A 17671-nucleotide genomic window follows, 5' to 3' on the forward strand; every position below is an offset into this window, starting at 1 on the left:
GTGGCGACCGTCGAGCCGCACCAGGTCCGTCGCGGCCGGGGCGTCGAGCTCGGGCTGCTCGTGCTCGCGCTCGCGCTCGGCGTCGGCGCGTACGCGCTCGTCGGGCTCGGCGTCGAGGGCGAGGTGCCGCCGGACGTGATCGGCTACGGCGCCGGCCTGGCGGGCCTCGCGGTCCTCATGCACCTGGTGCTGCGCTGGCGCGCGCCGTACGCGGACCCGGTGATCCTGCCGGTCACGGTCGCGCTCAACGGCATCGGGCTCGCCATGATCTACCGCCTGGACCTCGCGGAGAAGGGCAAGGGCGGCGACGACCTGTTCGCCGCCAAGCAGCTCCTCTGGACCACGATCGCGGTGGCCCTCGCGGCGCTGGTGCTCGTGCTGCTGAAGGACCACCGGACGCTGCGCCGGTTCACGTACACCGCCATGGTCGCCGCGCTCGTCCTGCTGGCCCTCCCGCTGCTGCCCGTGATCGGCTCGTCGATCAACGGTGCGCGGATCTGGGTCTACTTCGGCCCGGTCGGGATGCAGCCCGCGGAGTTCGCCAAGATCGCGCTGGCCGTGTTCTTCGCGGGGTACCTCGTCACGCACCGCGACACGCTGGCGCTCGCCGGACCGCGGTTCCTGGGCCTGCAGCTGCCGCGCGCGCGGGACCTGGGGCCGATCCTCGTGGTGTGGGCCGGCTCGATCGCCGTCCTGGTCCTCGAGCGCGACCTCGGCACGTCCCTGCTGCTGTTCGGGCTGTTCGTGGCGATGCTCTACCTCGCCACCGAGCGGATCAGCTGGGTGGTCATCGGCCTGATGATGTTCGTCGGCGGCGCCGTGCTCGCGGCGAGCGTGTTCGGCCACGTCGCCGCGCGGTTCGACGTGTGGCTCCACGCGCTCGACCCGGCGATCTTCGACCGCGACCCGGGCGGCTCGGGCCAGCTGGTGCGCGGGCTGTTCGGCATGGCGAGCGGGGGGCTGTTCGGCACGGGCTGGGGCGAGGGCCGCCCGGACCTGGTGCCCTACGCCGAGTCCGACTTCATCGTCGCGTCGCTCGGCGAGGAGCTGGGCCTGACCGGCCTGCTCGCCATCCTCATGCTGTACGTCGTCCTCACCGAGCGCGGCATGCGCGCCGCGATCGGCGTGCGGGACGGCTTCGGCAAGCTGCTCGCCGGCGGCCTGGCGTTCGTCGTGGCGTGGCAGTGCTTCGTCGTCGTCGGTGGCGTCACCCGGCTCATCCCGCTCACCGGCCTGACCACGCCGTTCCTGGCCTACGGCGGGTCCAGCCTGCTCGCCAACTGGATGATCGTCGCGCTGCTGCTGCGCATCTCGCACGACGCGCGCCGGCCCGCGCCCGCGACGCCCGCCTTCGGGCTCGACGAGCCCATCCCGGCGGAGCTGCTCGGCGATGCACCCTCCGTGCCGGCAGCGCCCTCTGCCCGTGTCGCCGGCGACGGCCTGACGGAGGGCGACGACCAGCCCACGCAGCGGATCGCCGGCCTGCCCGGCGAGCGGGAGGCCCGGTGAACACGCCCCTGCGCCGGCTGGCGACCGTGATGCTCGTGATGTTCCTGGTCCTCATGGGCTCGGCGACGTCCGTGCAGTACCTGCAGGCCGAGTCGCTCAACACGGACTCGCGCAACGTGCGCACCCTCTACCGCGAGTACGGCAACGCGCGCGGCCCGATCGTCGTCGCGGACGACTCGGTGGCCCAGTCCGTGAAGGTCGACGACCCGTTCGGCTACCAGCGCGAGTACTCCGACGGCGACCTGTACTCCGCGGTGACCGGGTTCTACTCGATCGTGCACGGCAGCACGCAGCTCGAGCACGCGGCGAACGACCAGCTCACGGGCCGCAGCGACCAGCTCTTCTTCTCCCGCGTGCGAGACCTGATCACGGGCCGCAAGCCCGAGGGCGCTGCGGTGGAGACGACGATCCTGCCCGCGGCGCAGCAGGCGGCGCGGGACGGGCTCGGCGACCAGCAGGGCGCGGTCGTGGCGATCGAGCCGAGCACGGGCCGCATCCTCGCCCTGGTCTCCACCCCCGGCTTCGACCCCAACGACCTCGCGTCGCACACCTCGTCGGAGGCGAACGCGGCCTACGCGGAGCTCGCGGCGGCGGACGGCAACCCCCTGCGGAGCAACGCGACGCTCGAGACCTACCCCCCGGGCTCGACGTTCAAGCTGGTCACGGCGGCGGCCGCCCTGGAGAGCGGGCAGTACGACGAGGAGTCGGAGCTGCCCGCGCCCGTGCGGCTCGACCTGCCGCAGACCTCGGCGACGATCGGCAACTTCGGCGGCGGCGGCTGCGGCAGCGACCCGATCACGCTCGCGAACGCGCTGCGCGTCTCCTGCAACACCTCCTTCGCGCAGCTCGGCATGGACCTGGGCGACGACGCGCTGCGCGAGCAGGCCGAGCGGTTCGGGTTCGACGACGCGAGCCTCACCATCCCGATGGCCGTCGCCGAGAGCCGGTTCCCCGCGGACCCCAACGCGCCGCAGACCGCGCAGTCCGCGATCGGCCAGTTCGACGTGCAGGCCACGCCGCTCCAGATGGCCATGGTGTCCGCCGCGATCGCGAACGGCGGCAAGCTGATGCGCCCGTACGTGGTGGACAGCGTCCGCGCCGCGAACCTCTCGGTGGTCTCCGAGACCCAGCCCGAGCTGCTGTCCACCGCCGTCTCCCCGGGCACGGCCGCGCAGCTCACGGACATGATGCTGGGCGTCGTGGAGTCGGGCTCCGGGACCGCCGCGCAGATCTCGGGCGTGCAGGTCGCCGGCAAGACCGGCACCGCGCAGACGAGCGACGGCGCCGCGCCGCACGCGTGGTTCACGTCCTTCGCGCCCGCGGACGACCCGCAGGTCGCGGTCGCGGTGATCGTGGAGCACGGCGGCGCGCTGGGCTCGGAGGCGACGGGCGGCCAGGTCGCCGCGCCCATCGCCCGGGCCGTGATCCAGGCGGTGCTGGGCTCGTGAGGACCGCGCAGGGCGTCGCGCTCGGCGGCCGGTACCGGCTGGTCCGCCAGATCGCCGTCGGCGGGATGGGCGAGGTGTGGGAGGCGTACGACGAGTCGCTCGCCCGCTCCGTGGCGGTCAAGGTGCTCAAGGCCGAGTTCGCGGGGGACGCCGGGTTCCTCGAGCGGTTCCGCACCGAGGCCCGGAACTCCGCCGCGCTCTCCCACGCCAACATCGCCCAGCTCTTCGACTACGGCGAGCAGGAGGGCTCCGGGTACCTGGTGATCGAGCTGGTCCCCGGCGAGCCGCTGTCCGACCTGCTCGAGCGCGAGCCGGTGCTGCCGGTGCGCCGGCTGCTGCCGATCCTGGCGCAGACCGCGCGCGGGCTGCACGCCGCCCACCGCGCGGGCGTGGTGCACCGCGACGTGAAGCCGGGCAACATCCTGCTGGGCCGCGGCAGCCGCGTGAAGATCACCGACTTCGGGGTCTCGCTGGCGCACAACCAGATGACCATGACCGCGACCGGGATGGTCATGGGGACCGCGCAGTACCTGTCCCCCGAGCAGGCGGTCGGCAAGCCGGCCACGCCGCTGTCCGACCTGTACTCGCTCGGGATCATCGCGTACGAGGCGCTCGTCGGGCATCGTCCCTTCACCGGCCCGACCGCGGTGGACATCGCGGTCGCCCACGTGAACAACCCCGTGCCGCCGTTGCCCGCGGCCGTCGACCCCCGGCTCGCCGACCTCGTCGTGCGGCTGCTCTCGAAGGACCCGGCGGCCCGGCCCGCGTCCGGCGCAGAGCTCGCCGCCGAGCTCGACCGGCTGGTGCCCCGCACGCCGCCCGCGGGCGTCCCCGTCGTCGTGACCGTCCCCGACGAGCCGCCCGCCCGGCCGGTCCCCGCCCCCCCGTCGTCGTCCAGCCCGTCGTCGTCCAGCCCGTCGCCGTCCGGTCCGCCGGCCGTCCCGCCGCCGCCCGGTTCGGGGCCCAGCACGACGAGGCCGCCCTCCTACCCGCCGCGGCGCGACCTGCGGTCGGACGCCACGCCCTCGCGGCCGCCGCGGACGGCCAGCTCCGGCAGCCCGCTGCAGGGCTCCGGGCCGCGGCTCGGCCCCCTCGGGCGGATGTCCTGGCCGCTCGTCGCGCTGGTGCTCCTCCTGGTCGCGCTGCTGGGCGCCGCGCTGGCGGGGCAGCTCACCAAGGCGGACGGGTCCCCCGTCTCGCCACCTCTCGCCCGTATCGTGACCTGGACCTCCGGGTCTGGGGCGTTGCCAGATGCGATGATCGGCCAGGATGTACCCCGCGACCCGTCGGTCCTGGGGACGAGCACGGAAGTGAAGGACACCTAGTGGTGGACAGCGGACCCCGCATCCTCGCCGGCCGGTACGAGGTCGGCGAGCTCATCGGGCGCGGTGGCATGGCCGAGGTGCACATCGGCCACGACACGCGGCTCGGGCGCACGGTCGCCATCAAGATCCTGCGCTCCGACCTCGCGCGCGACCCGTCGTTCCAGAACCGGTTCCGGCGCGAGGCCCAGGCCGCCGCGGCCCTGAACCACCCGGCGATCGTCGCGGTCTACGACACGGGCGAGGACGTCTTCACCGAGCCCACGGGCGTCGTCGCGCACGTGCCGTTCATCGTCATGGAGTACGTCGAGGGGCACACGGTCCGCGACATCCTGCGGGACGGCAACGCGGTCCCGATCGAGGAGGCCGTCGAGATCACCATCGGGGTGCTCTCGGCGCTCGAGTACTCGCACCACGCCGGCATCGTGCACCGCGACATCAAGCCCGCGAACGTCATGCTCACGCCCACGGGCGCGGTCAAGGTCATGGACTTCGGCATCGCCCGCGCGGTCGCCGACTCCGCGGCGACCATGACCCAGACGCAGGCCGTGATCGGCACCGCGCAGTACCTCTCCCCCGAGCAGGCGCGCGGCGAGACGGTCGACGCGCGCTCCGACCTGTACTCCACCGGCTGCCTGCTGTTCGAGCTGCTCACCGGCCGGCCGCCGTTCACCGGCGACTCCCCCGTCTCGGTCGCCTACCAGCACGTGCGGGAGATCCCGCCGCTGCCCAGCTCCCTCGCGTCGGACGTCCCGGAGCAGCTCGACCGGATCACGATGAAGGCGCTCGCCAAGGAGCGCGACTCGCGCTACTCCAACGCGGGCGAGTTCCGCTCCGACCTCGAGGCCGTGCTGCGCGGCGGGACCGTCGCCGCGCCGGCCGTCGGCGCGATCGTCCCCGCGGTGGCGGCGGCCGAGGCCACGCAGGTCATGGCGCCCGCGCCCACGCAGGCGATCCCGCCGGTCACGCCGTGGGGTGCGACGGGCGTCGCGGGCGCCGCGGTCGCGACCGTCCCGGACGACGACGAGGACGAGAACAAGCGGCCGTGGCTCATCTGGGTCCTGGTCGGCATCGCGATCCTGGCGGTCGCGGGCATCATCGCCCTCCTCCTGGCCCAGGGCAACGGCGAGAAGGAGCCCGAGCAGGTCCCGGTGCCCAAGCTCGTCGGGCTCACCGAGGACGCCGCCAAGCAGGCGATCACGGACGCGGACCTGATCCCCAAGCGGGAGGTCGCCGAGTCCGACGAGGTCGCCGAGGGCCTGGTCATCAGCACGGACCCGGCCGAGGGCACGCAGGTGGACCCCGAGTCGACCGTCACGTACGTGGTCTCCACCGGCTCGGGCTCCGTCGAGGTGCCCGCCGTGCAGGGCATGACGGAGTCGCAGGCGCAGGACGCGCTGGAAGAGGCCAAGCTCGAGGTCGACCCGGTCCGCGAGGACGACAACAACCCCGACTTCGCCAAGGGCGAGGTCACCAAGACCGACCCGGAGGAGGGCGAGCTGGTCGACACCGGCACGTCCGTGAAGCTCTGGGTCTCCACGGGCAACGTCGACCTGCCGGACCTGGTGGGCAAGCAGCAGGACGAGGCGCTGGACACGCTCGCGGACCTCAAGCTGACCTCGACGGTCAAGGAGGTCACCACCACCGACCAGGAGCCGGGGACGGTCCTGTCCCAGGACCGTCAGGCCGGTCTGGTGCCCCAGGGCACCCGCGTGACGCTCGAGGTCGCCGTGGCGCCGGAGACCGCCACCGTGCCGGACAACCTGGTCGGCATGACGTACGAGGAGGCCGTGCAGGCCCTCGCGGCGGTCGGTCTGCAGGCGAGCCGCGTCGACCAGCCGTCCGACGAGGAGGCCGGGCGCGTGCTCTGGAGCGACCCCGACAAGGGGACCGAGCTGCCCAAGGGCGACATGGTGGAGCTGCATGTCTCGCTGGGCCCGCAGCCCGACCCCGAGCCGACGACGGACGCCCCGGGCGACGGGAACGGCGACGGGAATGGGAACGGCAACGGGAACGGCGACGGCACGGGCGACGGCGGGTCGGTCCAGACCCAGCCCTGGCTCCGCCCCGAGGAGCTCTGACCTCACCGCTCGAGGGCGTGAGCTCAGAGGCGGACGAGCGGGTGCAGACCCGCCGAGCGCTCCACGGCCTGGTCGTCGCCGCACACCTGCAGCCAGTTCGCCAGGAGGCGGTGCCCACCCTCGGTGAGCACCGACTCCGGGTGGAACTGCACGCCGTACAGCGGCAGCGTCCGGTGCTGCAGGCCCATGATGACGTCGCCGGTGTGCGCGGTGACCTCGAGCTCGTCGGACACCGTGCCGGACACGACCGCGAGCGAGTGGTACCGCGTCGCGGTGAACGGGCTCGCGAGGCCGGACAGCACGCCCTCACCCTCGTGCTCGACCTCGCTCGTCTTGCCGTGCATGAGCTCGGGCGCGTGGGTGACGGTGCCGCCGTACACCTCGCCGAGCGCCTGGTGGCCCAGGCACACGCCGAGCATCGGGGTGCCGGACTCCGCGCAATCGCGGATGACCTGCATGCTCGCGCCCGCCTCGGCCGGCGTCCCCGGTCCCGGGGAGATGAGCACGCCGTCGAACCCGGCGCGCTCCGCGAGGGGCGGCACGGCGTCGTTGCGCACCACGACCGTCTCCGCGCCCAGCTGGTCGAGGTAGCCGACGATCGTGTAGACGAACGAGTCGTAGTTGTCGACGACGAGGATCCGGGTCATCACTCACCCACCGTGGTGTCGTTGAAGGGCATGAAGGGCGCGACGGCAGGGAAGACCCACACGAAGCAGACGACGAGCACCGCGGCGGCCAGGACCGCGAGCTGCAGGACGCGCACCGCGGCGGGGCCGGGCAGGTGCCGCCAGAGCCATCCGTACATCATCGCCTCCCGCCGCGTGCTCGTCGGACCTCGTTCATGATGCGCCCTCGAGCAGCTCCGCGGGCGTGCCGTCCGCGACGGGGGCCCAGTAGTCGAGCACGCCGTGCACGACGTACCGCTCGCGCGCCGAGTACATGGGGTGGCAGGTGGTCATCGTGATGACGCGCTCGGTGGGCTCGGCGCCGGGCTCCCCCGGCACCGGCGCGATCACCTCGACCTGCGACGGCACCACCACCTGGGTCGACGTGACCCGGTAGACGTACCAGGTGTCGGTCCCGGGGCCGCCGTCGCCGGTCGCGGTGCGCACGACGAGCGCGTCGCCCGCCTTCAGCTCCTCGATCCGGTTGAACGGCTTGGCGTAGGTGGTCCGGTGCGCCGCGACCGCGAAGTTGCCCAAGTCCCCCGGCATCGCGGTGCCCACGTAGTGGCCGACGCCGAGCTTGTCGAGGATCTCCGCCTTGTCCGTGCCCTCACTGATCGGCCGCTCGGGCTCGCCGTCCCAGCGCGGCACCTGCATCGTCGCGAACGTCGTCGCGAAGTCGGGCTCCGCCATGACCGGCGGCTCGTCGTGCCGTGGCGTGGCGACCAGCGGGCCCGTGTCCTGCGACGCGGTCGGCGTCGGCACGGGCATGCGCGGCAGCTCCCGGACCACCTCGGCCTGCGCCCGGTTGCCCTCGACGTCGGTCCACCACAGCTGCCAGACCAGGAACGCGAGCAGGAGCACCCCGAGCGTGATGAGGAGCTCCCCGACCACGCCGACGACGCCGTAGACCGCGCGGGACGTGCGCGAGCGCCTCACCACGTGGTCACGCCCCGCTGGGCGCCGGGGGCCGCGCCGGCCGCTGACCCGGACCGGGTCCCGGCCGACTCCGCGCCTCCGGCCTGCGTACCCACCGACTCGGTGCCCTCGGTCGTCGACCGCGTGCTCGGCGCGGACGTGGGCAGGCCGGGCAGGATCGTCGTGCCGTCCGGGACGGTGGCGAACTGCAGCTCGGTCGCCCCGGCGTAGGGCGGCAGGTCCAGCTCGGTGCTGTTCGCGACGTCCCACCCGAGGCCGACCGTCGCGGCGTCCGCCCGGTACGCGGAGACCTCGGTCGAGAGCTCGAGCGCCTGCCGGAGCCGCTCCGGGTCGCCCACCGCACGCACCGTGTACGGCGGCGAGTAGACCTGCCCCTGCAGCCGGAGGACGTTGCCGACGCAGCGGAACGCGCTCGTCGAGATCACCCGCTGGTCCATGAGCGCCATCGCCTCGGCACCGCCGGACCACAGGGCGTTCATCACGGCCTGGATGTCCTGCTGGTGCACGACGAGCACGTCGGGGCTGACGCCGTCGAGGCCCGGCTGGTCCTGCGGGGCGTCGTCGAGCGTCACCGTCACGCCCGGCCCGGTCACGCCCACCTGCCCGCCCTCGACCAGGAACCCGGTCCCCGGCGCGCCGATCTCGTTGCCGGCCGCGGTGTTCGCGGCCCTGGTCAGCGCGTCGACCTCGCCGCGCAGGTCGTCGACCTGGGTGGTCAGGCTGTCGACGCGCGCGACCTCCCCGCTCGTGAGGCCCGCGAGGTCCTCGGGGTTCCGTGCCTCGTCCGACGAGCGCGCGAACTTGGCGTTCGCGGCGAACAGCGCCCCCGAGAGCGCGAGGACCACGGCGACCGACAGCGTCCCGCGCGCGAGGCGGCGGCGTCGGTGCGGGTGCTCGGTCACGCGGCGCTCCTCGTCGGATCGTGGTCCACCCGCCGGCACGTCCTGGCGCGGGGGGTGGGTCGCGAGTTCGGGATGGGTATTGTCGCGCACTACGCTATGCGGTGGCGCAGCCGTGACGGTGCGGCGGCGCCGCACGCCGAACCGACGGCGCGGCACCCCGCCGCCCGCCGCAGACAGGAGCTCCCCGTGCCCGAGTCGAGGTCACGCAAGAAGGCCACCTACACGCCGCCCCCGCAGAAGGCCGCGGCCAAGCCGAACCCGCGCTGGTGGGTCCCGGTCATGCTGGGCCTGATGCTCCTGGGGCTGGCCTGGATCGTCGTGTTCTACATCGGCCGGTCCGTGAGCGGGTCGAGCCTCCCCATCCCCTTGTTCGACACCTGGAACCTGGCCGTCGGCGCAGTCCTGATCATCGCGGGCTTCGCGATGACCACGCGCTGGCGCTGACGCCGAGCGCCTTCTGGGGCGCGTCCGCCCCACACGGCCCCGGTCAACCGCTTCGTCGAGAGGCGCCGCTCCCCACGGGAGCGGCGCCTCTTCGTCGTTCCCCCGTCCCCAGCGGTGGACACGTCTGTGGATAACTACACGCGTGTAGTTCCACACGTGTGAGCAACCCTGGGGACGACGAAGGGGCGCCCCCGGGAAGGGGACGCCCCTGGTCTCGACGCACCGGGCTCAGCCGCCGCCCAGCCAGTAGTTCCAGATCGCGCGCTGCTCGTCGGCGGTGGCCTGCCAGTAGAGCTGGACCCACTCCGGTGCCGTGCCGTACGCCCACTGGACGACGACCAGCAGCAGCACCGCGAGGAGCACGGGCGCGACCACCGCGACGAGTCGGCGACGCGCGGCCGGGGCGAACGCGTACGCCGCCGCGAGCAGCGCCCCGGTGACCAGCCCGCCGAGGTGGCCCTGCCAGGAGATCCCCGGCACCAGGAAGCTGAACACCATGTTCACGCCGATGATCCCGAGGATCCCCTGCGCGGGGTGACCGGACCGCCACATGACGACGAAGGTGGCGCCGAACAGCCCGAAGATCGCCCCCGACGCGCCCACCACGCCACCGCGCCAGTCCGACCAGCCGAGCGCGGCCGTCGCGAGGACCACGCAGGACCCGCCCACCGCGCTCATCAGGTAGAGCGTCACGTACCGGACGCGGCCGAGCTGCACCTCGAGGTACGGCCCGACGGCCCACAGCGCCACCATGTTGAGCAGGATGTGGAAGAACGAGCTCGGCGAGTGCAGGAACGCCGCGGTCAGGAACCGCCACGGCTCCTCGTGCCCGTCGATCGGCGTGTAGTACCAGCGGTCGGTGAACCCGTCGATCGTCCACTGCGCGACGTACGCGACGACGCACAGCGCGATGATCGCGAGCGTGCCCACCGGACGCGCTCCCGGGTGCACCACGCCGCCGAACCGCGTCCTGACCGACCGCGTGCCCCGCGCGGCGTCGCGCACGCAGTCGACGCACTGGATGCCGACCGCTGCGGGACGCTGGCAGTCCGGGCAGGCCGGCCGGCCGCAGCGCTGGCAGCGGACGTAGGAGACCCGGTCCGGGTGACGCGGGCACACGGGAGCCTCGACCGTGGGGTCGGGGGAGAGGTTCTCGCTGATCGTCGGTCCTGTCGTGAGTGCTGGGGCGCCGCCCGCGCCGGGGTCAGGCCTCGATGTCGACGGACTCGATCACGACGTCCTGCACGGGCCGGTCACCGGGCCGCGTCGGGGTCGTCGCGATCGCGTCCACGACCGCGCGGCTCGCGTCGTCCGCGACCTTGCCGAAGATCGTGTGCTTGCCGTTGAGCCAGTCGGGGGACGTGACCGTGATGAAGAACTGCGAGCCGTTGGTCCCGCCGACCTTGCCGGTGGTCGGGTCCAGGCGCTTGCCGGCGTTCGCCATGGCGAGCAGGTAGGGCTCGGAGAAGGAGAGCTCCGGGTGGATCTCGTCGTCGAAGTTGTAGCCGGGGCCACCGCGGCCGTTCCCGAGCGGGTCCCCGCCCTGGATCATGAAGCCGTCGATCACGCGGTGGAAGACCACGCCGGCGTACAGCGGGTCGTTGCGCGTGGCGCCCGTGGACGGGTCGGTCCACTCCTGGGTGCCCGTCGCCAGGCCCACGAAGTTCTGGACGGTGCGCGGCGCGTGGTTCTCGAAGAGCTCGATCCGGATGTCACCGGCGGTCGTGTGCAGGGTCGCGAACATGGCGCCAGTCTCCCACGCAGCACCCACCGTCGCCGAGGTCGTCACTCCTGTGGGCGGGAGCAGACGACGAGGTCGGGCGACGCGGCCCATGCGCGGGGCGCCGACCGGTGGCAGAGTGTGAGGTCAGCGCCTAGAACCCGTGGGAGAGTCCAACATGCCGTTCAACCGCCGCCCGGACATCGACACCGACGAGCTCAAGAAGCAGGCCGCCGACCAGGCGAAGGCCGCCGCCGACTCGCTCAAGGACGCGAGCAGCAGCGCGGCCGCCAAGGCCGCCGACGCCGCGAGCCACGCCAAGGACTGGACCACCCCCAAGGTGGAGGGGTTCATCGACTGGCTGCTCCCGCGCGTCGAGCACCTGTACAAGGAGAGCGTGAAGGCCGCCGCACCGAAGGTCGAGCAGGCCGCGGACAAGGTCTCGCCCGCGATCGACACGGCGCACGACAAGCTGGTCGACGACCTGCTGCCGCGCCTGGTCCAGGCCATGAACGAGGCCGCGGAGAAGGCCGGCGCCGCCGCCGCGCACGCAGCGGACGCCGCGGCCGACAAGGCGGCCGCCGGTGCGGCAGCCGTCGCCGCTGCCGCCGCCGCCAAGAAGGAGAAGAAGCACACGGGAGCCAAGGTCTTCTGGACCCTGGTCGGTCTCGCGGGCGCCGCCGCGGCGTTCGCGGCCTGGCGCAGCTCGCGCAGCACGGTCGACCCGTGGGCCGAGCCGTGGGAGCCGGCCGACTCGTTCGGCTCCACCGACGGCTCCCCGGCGGACCGCGCGAGCGACGCCCGCGCCGACCTGGCCGGTGCCGCCGGTGACGCCGCGGACGCGATCGGCGAGGCCGCGGGCTCGGCCGTCGCCAAGGGCCGCGACGCGGCCGCGAAGGCCGCGGACGCCCTGAGCGACGCGAAGGACGACGTGGCGGAGAAGGTCGAGGAGCTGAGCGAGAAGGCCAAGGACGCCGCGACCGAGGCGACGCGCAAGGTCACCCGCCGCGCGGCCCCGAAGAAGCCGGATGCCGAGGGCACCGACCCGGCGATCTGACGCGGCGCACCACCGCGGGCCGGATCGTCGGTAGCGCGCCCCCTCGGCGCCACCGCACGCGACCTCGCCGACAGCACACGCTCGAGCAACGTGGCTGTCGGCGAGGTCGCGTGCTCTCAGCGCAGGCGGGAGAGGGATCCCGGCTGCCTGAACCGTTTAGGCCATTGTGGCGAAAGTGCTCGTCAGCGGACTATTCGCCTGGCGTGTCGCGCGGTGGCGACCCCCTCCGACGCGGACGCCTGCCGTCCGTCCTGTCGGAAGAGGAGCCATGTCGCCACGACCCCGTCCCCCCCGCGCCCGGCGCGGCCGCACCCGCAGCGTCGCGGGTGTCGCCGCGCTCGCGCTCACCGCGGGCGCCCTCGTCGTCCCCCTCGCGAGCGCCGCGTCCGCGGCCCCGGCGTTCAACTACGCCGAGGCCCTGCAGAAGTCGATGTTCTTCTACCAGGCGCAGGCCTCCGGAGACCTGCCGGAGAACTACCCCGTGTCCTGGCGCGGTGACTCCGGCATGACCGACGGCGCGGACGTCGGCAAGGACCTCACCGGCGGCTGGTACGACGCGGGCGACCACGTGAAGTTCGGCTTCCCCATGGCCTTCACGACGACGATGCTCGCCTGGGGCGCTGTCGCCAGCCCGGACGGCTACGCGAAGGCCGGCCAGACCGACGAGATCCAGAGCAACCTGCGCTGGGTCAACGACTACTTCGTCAAGGCGCACACCGCCCCCAACGAGCTGTACGTGCAGGTGGGCGACGGCGAGGCCGACCACAAGTGGTGGGGCCCCGCCGAGGTCATGACGATGGCGCGGCCGTCGATGAAGATCACGGCGTCCTGCCCGGGTTCCGACGTCGCGGGGGAGACGGCCGCCGCCATGGCCGCCTCCTCGCTGGTGTTCGCCGACGACGACCCGGCGTACGCCGCCAAGCTCGTCACCCACGCCAAGCAGCTCTACTCGTTCGCGGACACCTACCGCGGCGCGTACTCCGACTGCGTGACGGGGGCGTCCGCGTACTACAAGTCCTGGTCCGGCTACCAGGACGAGCTGGTCTGGGGCGCGTACTGGCTCTACAAGGCGACGGGTGACCGGACGTACCTGGCCAAGGCGGAGGCGGAGTACGACAAGCTCGGCACCGAGAACCAGTCGACGACCCGCTCCTACAAGTGGACCGTCGCGTGGGACAACAAGCAGTTCGCCACCTACGCCCTCCTGGCGATGGAGACCGGCAAGCAGAAGTACGTCGACGACGCGAACCGCTGGCTCGACTACTGGACCGTCGGCGTCAACGGCGAGAAGGTCCGCTACTCCCCGGGCGGCCAGGCTGTGCTCGACTCGTGGGGCTCGCTGCGGTACGCCGCGAACACCTCGTTCGTCGCCCTGGTCTACTCCGACTGGGTCGGCGACGCGACGCGCAAGGCGCGCTACCACGACTTCGGCCTGCGGCAGATCAACTACGCGCTCGGCGACAACCCCCGCAAGTCGTCGTACGTGGTGGGCTTCGGCACCAACTCGCCCACCAAGCCGCACCACCGCACCGCGCACGGCTCCTGGCTCGACTCGATCACCACGCCGGTCGAGTCCCGGCACGTCCTGTACGGCGCGCTCGTCGGCGGCCCCGGCGCGCCCGACGACGCGTACAAGGACGACCGGCAGGACTACGTGGCCAACGAGGTCGCCACGGACTACAACGCCGGCTTCTCGTCCGCGCTGGCGTACCTGGTCGACGAGTACGGCGGCACGCCGCTCGCGTCGTTCCCGCGGGCCGAAACGCCCGACGGCGACCAGATCTTCGTCGAGGCCCAGCTGAACCAGCCGCCGAGCGGCACGTTCACCGAGGTCAAGGCCATGATCCGGAACCAGTCCGCGTTCCCCGCGCGGTCCCTGACCAACGGCACGGTGCGCTACTGGTTCCGCACCGACGGCTTCGCCGCGTCGGACGTGACCCTCACGGCGAACTACTCCGAGTGCGGCGCGCAGTCGGGCAAGGGCGTCAGCGCGGGCGGCACACTGGGCTACGTCCAGCTCTCCTGCGCCGGCCAGAACATCTACCCGGGCGGCCAGTCGCAGCACCGCCGCGAGATCCAGTTCCGGCTCACCGGCCCCGCCGGCTGGGACGCGACCAACGACCCGTCGTTCGCCGGGCTGACGCAGACCGGCCTGGCCAAGGCGCCCGCGATCACGCTCTACGACGGCGGCAAGCTGATCTGGGGCACCGAGCCGACCGGCACCACGCCGGGCGACACCACCGCCCCGACGGCACCCGGCACGCCCGCCGCGTCCGCGATCACGTCGACCGGCGCGACCCTCACCTGGGCCGCCTCGACCGACGCCGTGGGCGTCACCGGGTACGACGTCTACCGGGTCCAGGGGACGACGAGCACGCTCGTCGCCTCGCCCACCACCACGTCGACGACGCTCACCGGCCTCACCGCCGGCACCGCCTACACCTACGTGGTCAAGGCGCGCGACGCCGCCGGGAACGTGTCCGCCGCCTCGTCGGCCGTCACCTTCACGACGACCGCCGCACCCGCGGACACCACCGCGCCGACCGTCCCCGGCACGCCCACGGCCTCGGCCGTGACCTCGTCGGGCGCGACGCTCACCTGGGCCGCGTCGACGGACGCCGGTTCCGGCGTGGCGAAGTACGAGGTGCTGCGGGTCCAGGGGACGACGAGCACGCTCGTCGCCTCGCCCACCACCACGTCGACGACCCTCACCGGCCTCACCGCCGGCACCGCGTACACCTACGCGGTGCGTGCGGTCGACGCCGCGGGCAACACCTCCGCGTCCAGCGCGGCGGTGACGTTCACGACCACCACCACGACGACCCCGCCCCCGGATCCCGCGGGCTCCTGCAAGGTCGTCTACACGCCCAACGGCTGGAACACGGGGTTCACCGCGTCGGTGAAGATCACCAACACGGGCACCTCGCCGCTCACCTGGTCCCTCGGGTTCGCGTTCCCGTCCGGTCAGAAGCTGTCCTCGGGCTGGAGCGCCACCTGGACCCAGACGGGCACCGCGGTGACCGCTACGGGCCTGTCCTGGAACGCGACGCTGGCTCCGGGCGCGAGCACGGAGATCGGCTTCCAGGGCACGCACAACGGCACCAACACCTCGCCGTCGACCTTCACGGTCAACGGCACCACCTGCTCCTGACCCGGAGCGTCTGACCGATCGACCGGAGGGGCCGGCGCCACGCGCGCCGGCCCCTCCGCCGTCCCATCACCGCCCGTCCCATCACCGCCCGTTCCTCTCCGCGCATGTTCCACGCCACCGCGCCGCCTCGACCAGCCGCACCGGCCAGGGACCGGCAGGCTGGAACGCCACTCCGGCCGCCGAGATCGTCACCCGCACCCGAGAGCGCGCGCCCCAACCGCGCCCTCGCACCCAACTGACGAGCTCGAGGATCCGACCGCCGAGATCGTCACTCCTGCGCGAGAGCGCGCGCCCCAACCGCGCCCTCGCAACCAACTGACGAGGTCGAGGGCTGGGGGGCTCCGGGACTGTGGGGAGCGAACTGGTGGGGAATGAGGTGGGGTGGGGCGGCGGGTCGGGGCAGGATGCTCGGATGACGAGCGGCATGGAGACGGTCTGGCCCGCGGCGGGCGTGCTGGTGCGCAGCGGTGACCTGGAGCTGAGGTACCTGGACGACGAGCTGGCGCTGCGGCTCGCACTGCTCGCCGCGGACGGGGTGCACGCGCCCGACTTCATGCCCTTCACCAACCCCTGGACCCGCGGAACGCCCGACGAGGTGGCCCGCAGCGTCCTGCAGTACCAGTGGAAGCTGCGCTCGACGTTCGGCCCCGAGGCGTGGGCGCTCGAGCTCGCCGTCCTCCGCGACGGCGAGGTGCTCGGGATCCAGGGGATGTACACCGAGAAGTTCACACTCACGAGGTCCGGCGAGACCGGCTCCTGGCTCGGCCTGCGGTACCAGGGGCAGGGTGTCGGCACGCGCATGCGCCTGGCGGTGCTGCACCTGTTGTTCGAGGGCCTCGACGCGCAACGCGCGACGACCTCGGCATTCGCGGACAACGGCCCGTCGAACGCCGTGACCCGCCGACTGGGCTACCGCGAGAACGGCACCGACACCGCCGTGCGTGAGGACGCCCCGGTGGTCAGCCGACGCTACGTCCTCGAGCGCGCCGACTGGGACGCCCGCCCGCCAGAGCTGCGCCCCCCGGTCGAGCTCGAGGGCGTCGGTCCGCTACGGGCGTTCCTGCGGCTCGACGGCGCGGACGGGTCCGGGTCCGCGCACACCCCGTCCACCACCGCGGACGACTGATCGCGCCGTCGCGCCCAGGCGGTGGCCGCCGCTGGAAGGAGCGCTTTCGGGCCGGATCGCTTCGCGCTAGATAGACGTACCCACTAGATAGCCGTACTGTCTAAGTCGTGACCGATGTGCAGTGGCCGGCCGAGTGGATGCGGGGCGTGCTCGAGGTCTGCGTGCTGCGCGTCGTCGGTCTCGGACCGACCTACGGCTACGCGATCGGGCAAGCGCTGGAGGAGGCCGGCCTCGGCTCGGTCAAGGGCGGGACGCTGTACCCGCTGCTCACGAGGTTCGAGCAGGCCGGTCTGGTCGACATCGAGTGGCGTCCGGGCGCGGGCGGGCCGGGCCGCAAGTACTACACGCTCACGGCGGCCGGCCGCGCCGAGGCGCAGCGCCGGGCAGGGGACTGGGTCGCCTTCAGCGACACCGTCACCAGGGTGCTGACCACGTCCGACGAGGACGCGGCCGACCTGCCGGCGAGAGACGGGCACGACGAGGGTGCTCGCAAGGGCGACGAGAGGTGAGGACCGTGACCAGGGGAGCAAACGCGCGGCAGACGGCACGCGGGCGGGCGCGGTTCCGGATCGAGGAGCGGATCGCGCCCCACGTCGACCCGCTGTGGGCTGAGCAGGTGCTCCTGGAGCTGCGGCTGCAGGGCGTCGGCGGGAGCCGGATCGCGGGTGTGCTGGCGGAGGTCGAGTCGCACGTCGTCGAGAGTGGTGAGAGCGCGGCGTCGGCCTTCGGCGAGCCCGTCGAGTACGCCCGCTCGCTCGCGCTGGAGCCCGACCCCACTCAGGAGACCAAGCCCGGCGCGGTCGACGTCGCGCTCGCCTTCGGCCAGGTGGCGGGTGCCGTCCTCCTGGTCGGCGGCGGCTACGCGCTCGGCGCGCGGCAACCCGCTCCGCTCACCTGGGGGGTCCTCGTGACGGTCCTCCTCGCGACCGTCGTCACAGGCCTCGTGCTCCGGTTCGGCGACCAGGTGCTCCGGGTCGTCGTCGGCTCGACCTGGCAGTTCGTCCTGGGTGCGGGAGCAGTGGTGCTGGTGGTGCCCCTGCCGGCGGTCCTGATCCGCACGACCCTCATCGAGGTCGGCGGCGCACCGATGCTCGCCGCGGGCGCGGCGCTGCTCCTGGGCGCCGCCGTGGTGGAGCTCGTGAGGTCGGCTCCGGACGACCCGATCACCTCACCGTTCGACGTGCCGGCCGATCCGTCCGCCCGCGCCACACACCGGTGGAGCGGGATCGCGGGGTTCGTCCTGCTCGCCGCCACCGCGGCCGCCGCCGGCCTCATGTTCGCGGTCGGCCGTCTCACGTGATCGGGAC

At 73.1% G+C, this 17671-nt stretch carries 17 protein-coding genes; 11 read left to right on the forward strand and 6 right to left on the reverse strand.

Going from position 1 to position 17671, the window contains the following annotated elements; genetic code table 11:
* From KIN34_RS04055 to pknB, 4 genes are read left to right on the forward strand one after another with little or no spacing between them, the layout of a single operon-like run.
* Window positions 1-1509, forward strand: a complete 1509-nt coding sequence (locus tag KIN34_RS04055) for an FtsW/RodA/SpoVE family cell cycle protein (RefSeq protein ID WP_214347017.1) — start codon at window positions 1-3, stop codon at window positions 1507-1509.
* Window positions 1506-2957, forward strand: a complete 1452-nt coding sequence (locus KIN34_RS04060; protein WP_214347019.1) for a peptidoglycan D,D-transpeptidase FtsI family protein — start codon at window positions 1506-1508, stop codon at window positions 2955-2957. Before KIN34_RS04055 ends, KIN34_RS04060 begins: the two co-directional genes overlap by 4 nt.
* Window positions 2954-4282 carry a serine/threonine-protein kinase gene (locus tag KIN34_RS04065; protein ID WP_214347021.1) on the forward strand — a complete coding sequence of 443 codons (1329 nt, stop codon included), beginning with the start codon at window positions 2954-2956 and terminating at the stop codon, window positions 4280-4282. The genes KIN34_RS04060 and KIN34_RS04065 overlap by 4 nt, the downstream gene beginning before the upstream one ends.
* A complete protein-coding gene (pknB, locus tag KIN34_RS04070) occupies window positions 4282-6360 on the forward strand; it encodes a Stk1 family PASTA domain-containing Ser/Thr kinase (RefSeq protein WP_214347023.1) in 2079 nt (692 codons plus the stop codon). Before KIN34_RS04065 ends, pknB begins: the two co-directional genes overlap by 1 nt.
* Window positions 6361-6383: 23 nt before the next feature.
* Here pknB and KIN34_RS04075 read toward each other — a convergent pair whose 3' ends face one another.
* Genes KIN34_RS04075 through KIN34_RS04090 form a run of 4 tightly spaced genes read right to left on the reverse strand, consistent with a single transcriptional unit; the run spans window position 6384 to window position 8866 of the window.
* On the reverse strand, window positions 6384-7007 hold the full coding sequence (locus KIN34_RS04075) for an aminodeoxychorismate/anthranilate synthase component II (protein ID WP_214347025.1): 624 nt from the start codon (window positions 7005-7007) through the stop codon (window positions 6384-6386).
* Entirely contained in the window at window positions 7007-7165 is a 159-nt protein-coding gene (locus KIN34_RS04080; protein WP_214347028.1) for a hypothetical protein, read from the reverse strand. The genes KIN34_RS04075 and KIN34_RS04080 overlap by 1 nt, the downstream gene beginning before the upstream one ends.
* A 34-nt stretch (window positions 7166-7199) precedes the next feature.
* On the reverse strand, window positions 7200-7967 hold the full coding sequence (locus KIN34_RS04085; protein WP_214347043.1) for a class E sortase: 768 nt from the start codon (window positions 7965-7967) through the stop codon (window positions 7200-7202).
* Entirely contained in the window at window positions 7961-8866 is a 906-nt protein-coding gene (locus KIN34_RS04090; RefSeq protein WP_214347046.1) for a DUF881 domain-containing protein, read from the reverse strand. The genes KIN34_RS04085 and KIN34_RS04090 overlap by 7 nt, the downstream gene beginning before the upstream one ends.
* A 186-nt stretch (window positions 8867-9052) precedes the next feature.
* Here KIN34_RS04090 and KIN34_RS04095 point away from each other — a divergent pair, with 186 nt between their 5' ends.
* The gene (locus tag KIN34_RS04095) at window positions 9053-9310 is read left to right on the forward strand and encodes a cell division protein CrgA (protein ID WP_214347048.1); all 258 of its coding nucleotides are present in this window, start codon (window positions 9053-9055) and stop codon (window positions 9308-9310) included.
* 228 nt (window positions 9311-9538) lie between these two features.
* Here KIN34_RS04095 and KIN34_RS04100 read toward each other — a convergent pair whose 3' ends face one another.
* Entirely contained in the window at window positions 9539-10240 is a 702-nt protein-coding gene (locus KIN34_RS04100) for a rhomboid family intramembrane serine protease (RefSeq protein WP_307858080.1), read from the reverse strand.
* Here KIN34_RS04100 and KIN34_RS17280 point away from each other — a divergent pair.
* Entirely contained in the window at window positions 10233-10400 is a 168-nt protein-coding gene (locus KIN34_RS17280) for a hypothetical protein (RefSeq protein WP_307858081.1), read from the forward strand. The two genes, KIN34_RS04100 and KIN34_RS17280, sit on opposite strands and share 8 nt — an antisense overlap.
* Window positions 10401-10514: 114 nt before the next feature.
* Here the strand turns inward: KIN34_RS17280 and KIN34_RS04105 are convergent, their stop codons facing one another.
* The gene (locus KIN34_RS04105) at window positions 10515-11054 is read right to left on the reverse strand and encodes a peptidylprolyl isomerase (RefSeq protein WP_214347051.1); all 540 of its coding nucleotides are present in this window, start codon (window positions 11052-11054) and stop codon (window positions 10515-10517) included.
* A 139-nt stretch (window positions 11055-11193) separates the two neighbouring features.
* On the opposite strand from KIN34_RS04105, the gene KIN34_RS04110 reads away from it, so the two are divergent.
* The 5 genes from KIN34_RS04110 (at window position 11194) to KIN34_RS04130 (ending at window position 17664) form a co-directional block, all read left to right on the forward strand.
* Window positions 11194-12087 carry a hypothetical protein gene (locus tag KIN34_RS04110; protein ID WP_307858082.1) on the forward strand — a complete coding sequence of 298 codons (894 nt, stop codon included), beginning with the start codon at window positions 11194-11196 and terminating at the stop codon, window positions 12085-12087.
* 268 nt (window positions 12088-12355) lie between these two features.
* Window positions 12356-15238 carry a glycoside hydrolase family 9 protein gene (locus KIN34_RS04115; RefSeq protein ID WP_214347054.1) on the forward strand — a complete coding sequence of 961 codons (2883 nt, stop codon included), beginning with the start codon at window positions 12356-12358 and terminating at the stop codon, window positions 15236-15238.
* Between the two features lie 412 nt (window positions 15239-15650).
* Window positions 15651-16364, forward strand: a complete 714-nt coding sequence (locus KIN34_RS04120; protein WP_214347057.1) for a GNAT family N-acetyltransferase — start codon at window positions 15651-15653, stop codon at window positions 16362-16364.
* A 107-nt stretch (window positions 16365-16471) separates the two neighbouring features.
* Window positions 16472-16873 carry a PadR family transcriptional regulator gene (locus KIN34_RS04125; protein WP_307858083.1) on the forward strand — a complete coding sequence of 134 codons (402 nt, stop codon included), beginning with the start codon at window positions 16472-16474 and terminating at the stop codon, window positions 16871-16873.
* 5 nt (window positions 16874-16878) lie between these two features.
* Window positions 16879-17664, forward strand: coding sequence for a DUF1129 domain-containing protein (locus KIN34_RS04130; RefSeq protein ID WP_214347060.1), 786 nt, complete (start codon window positions 16879-16881; stop codon window positions 17662-17664).
* The last annotated feature ends 7 nt before the right edge of the window (window positions 17665-17671 follow it).

The organism is Cellulomonas fulva, assembly GCF_018531375.1.
Taxonomy (GTDB): domain Bacteria; phylum Actinomycetota; class Actinomycetes; order Actinomycetales; family Cellulomonadaceae; genus Cellulomonas; species Cellulomonas fulva.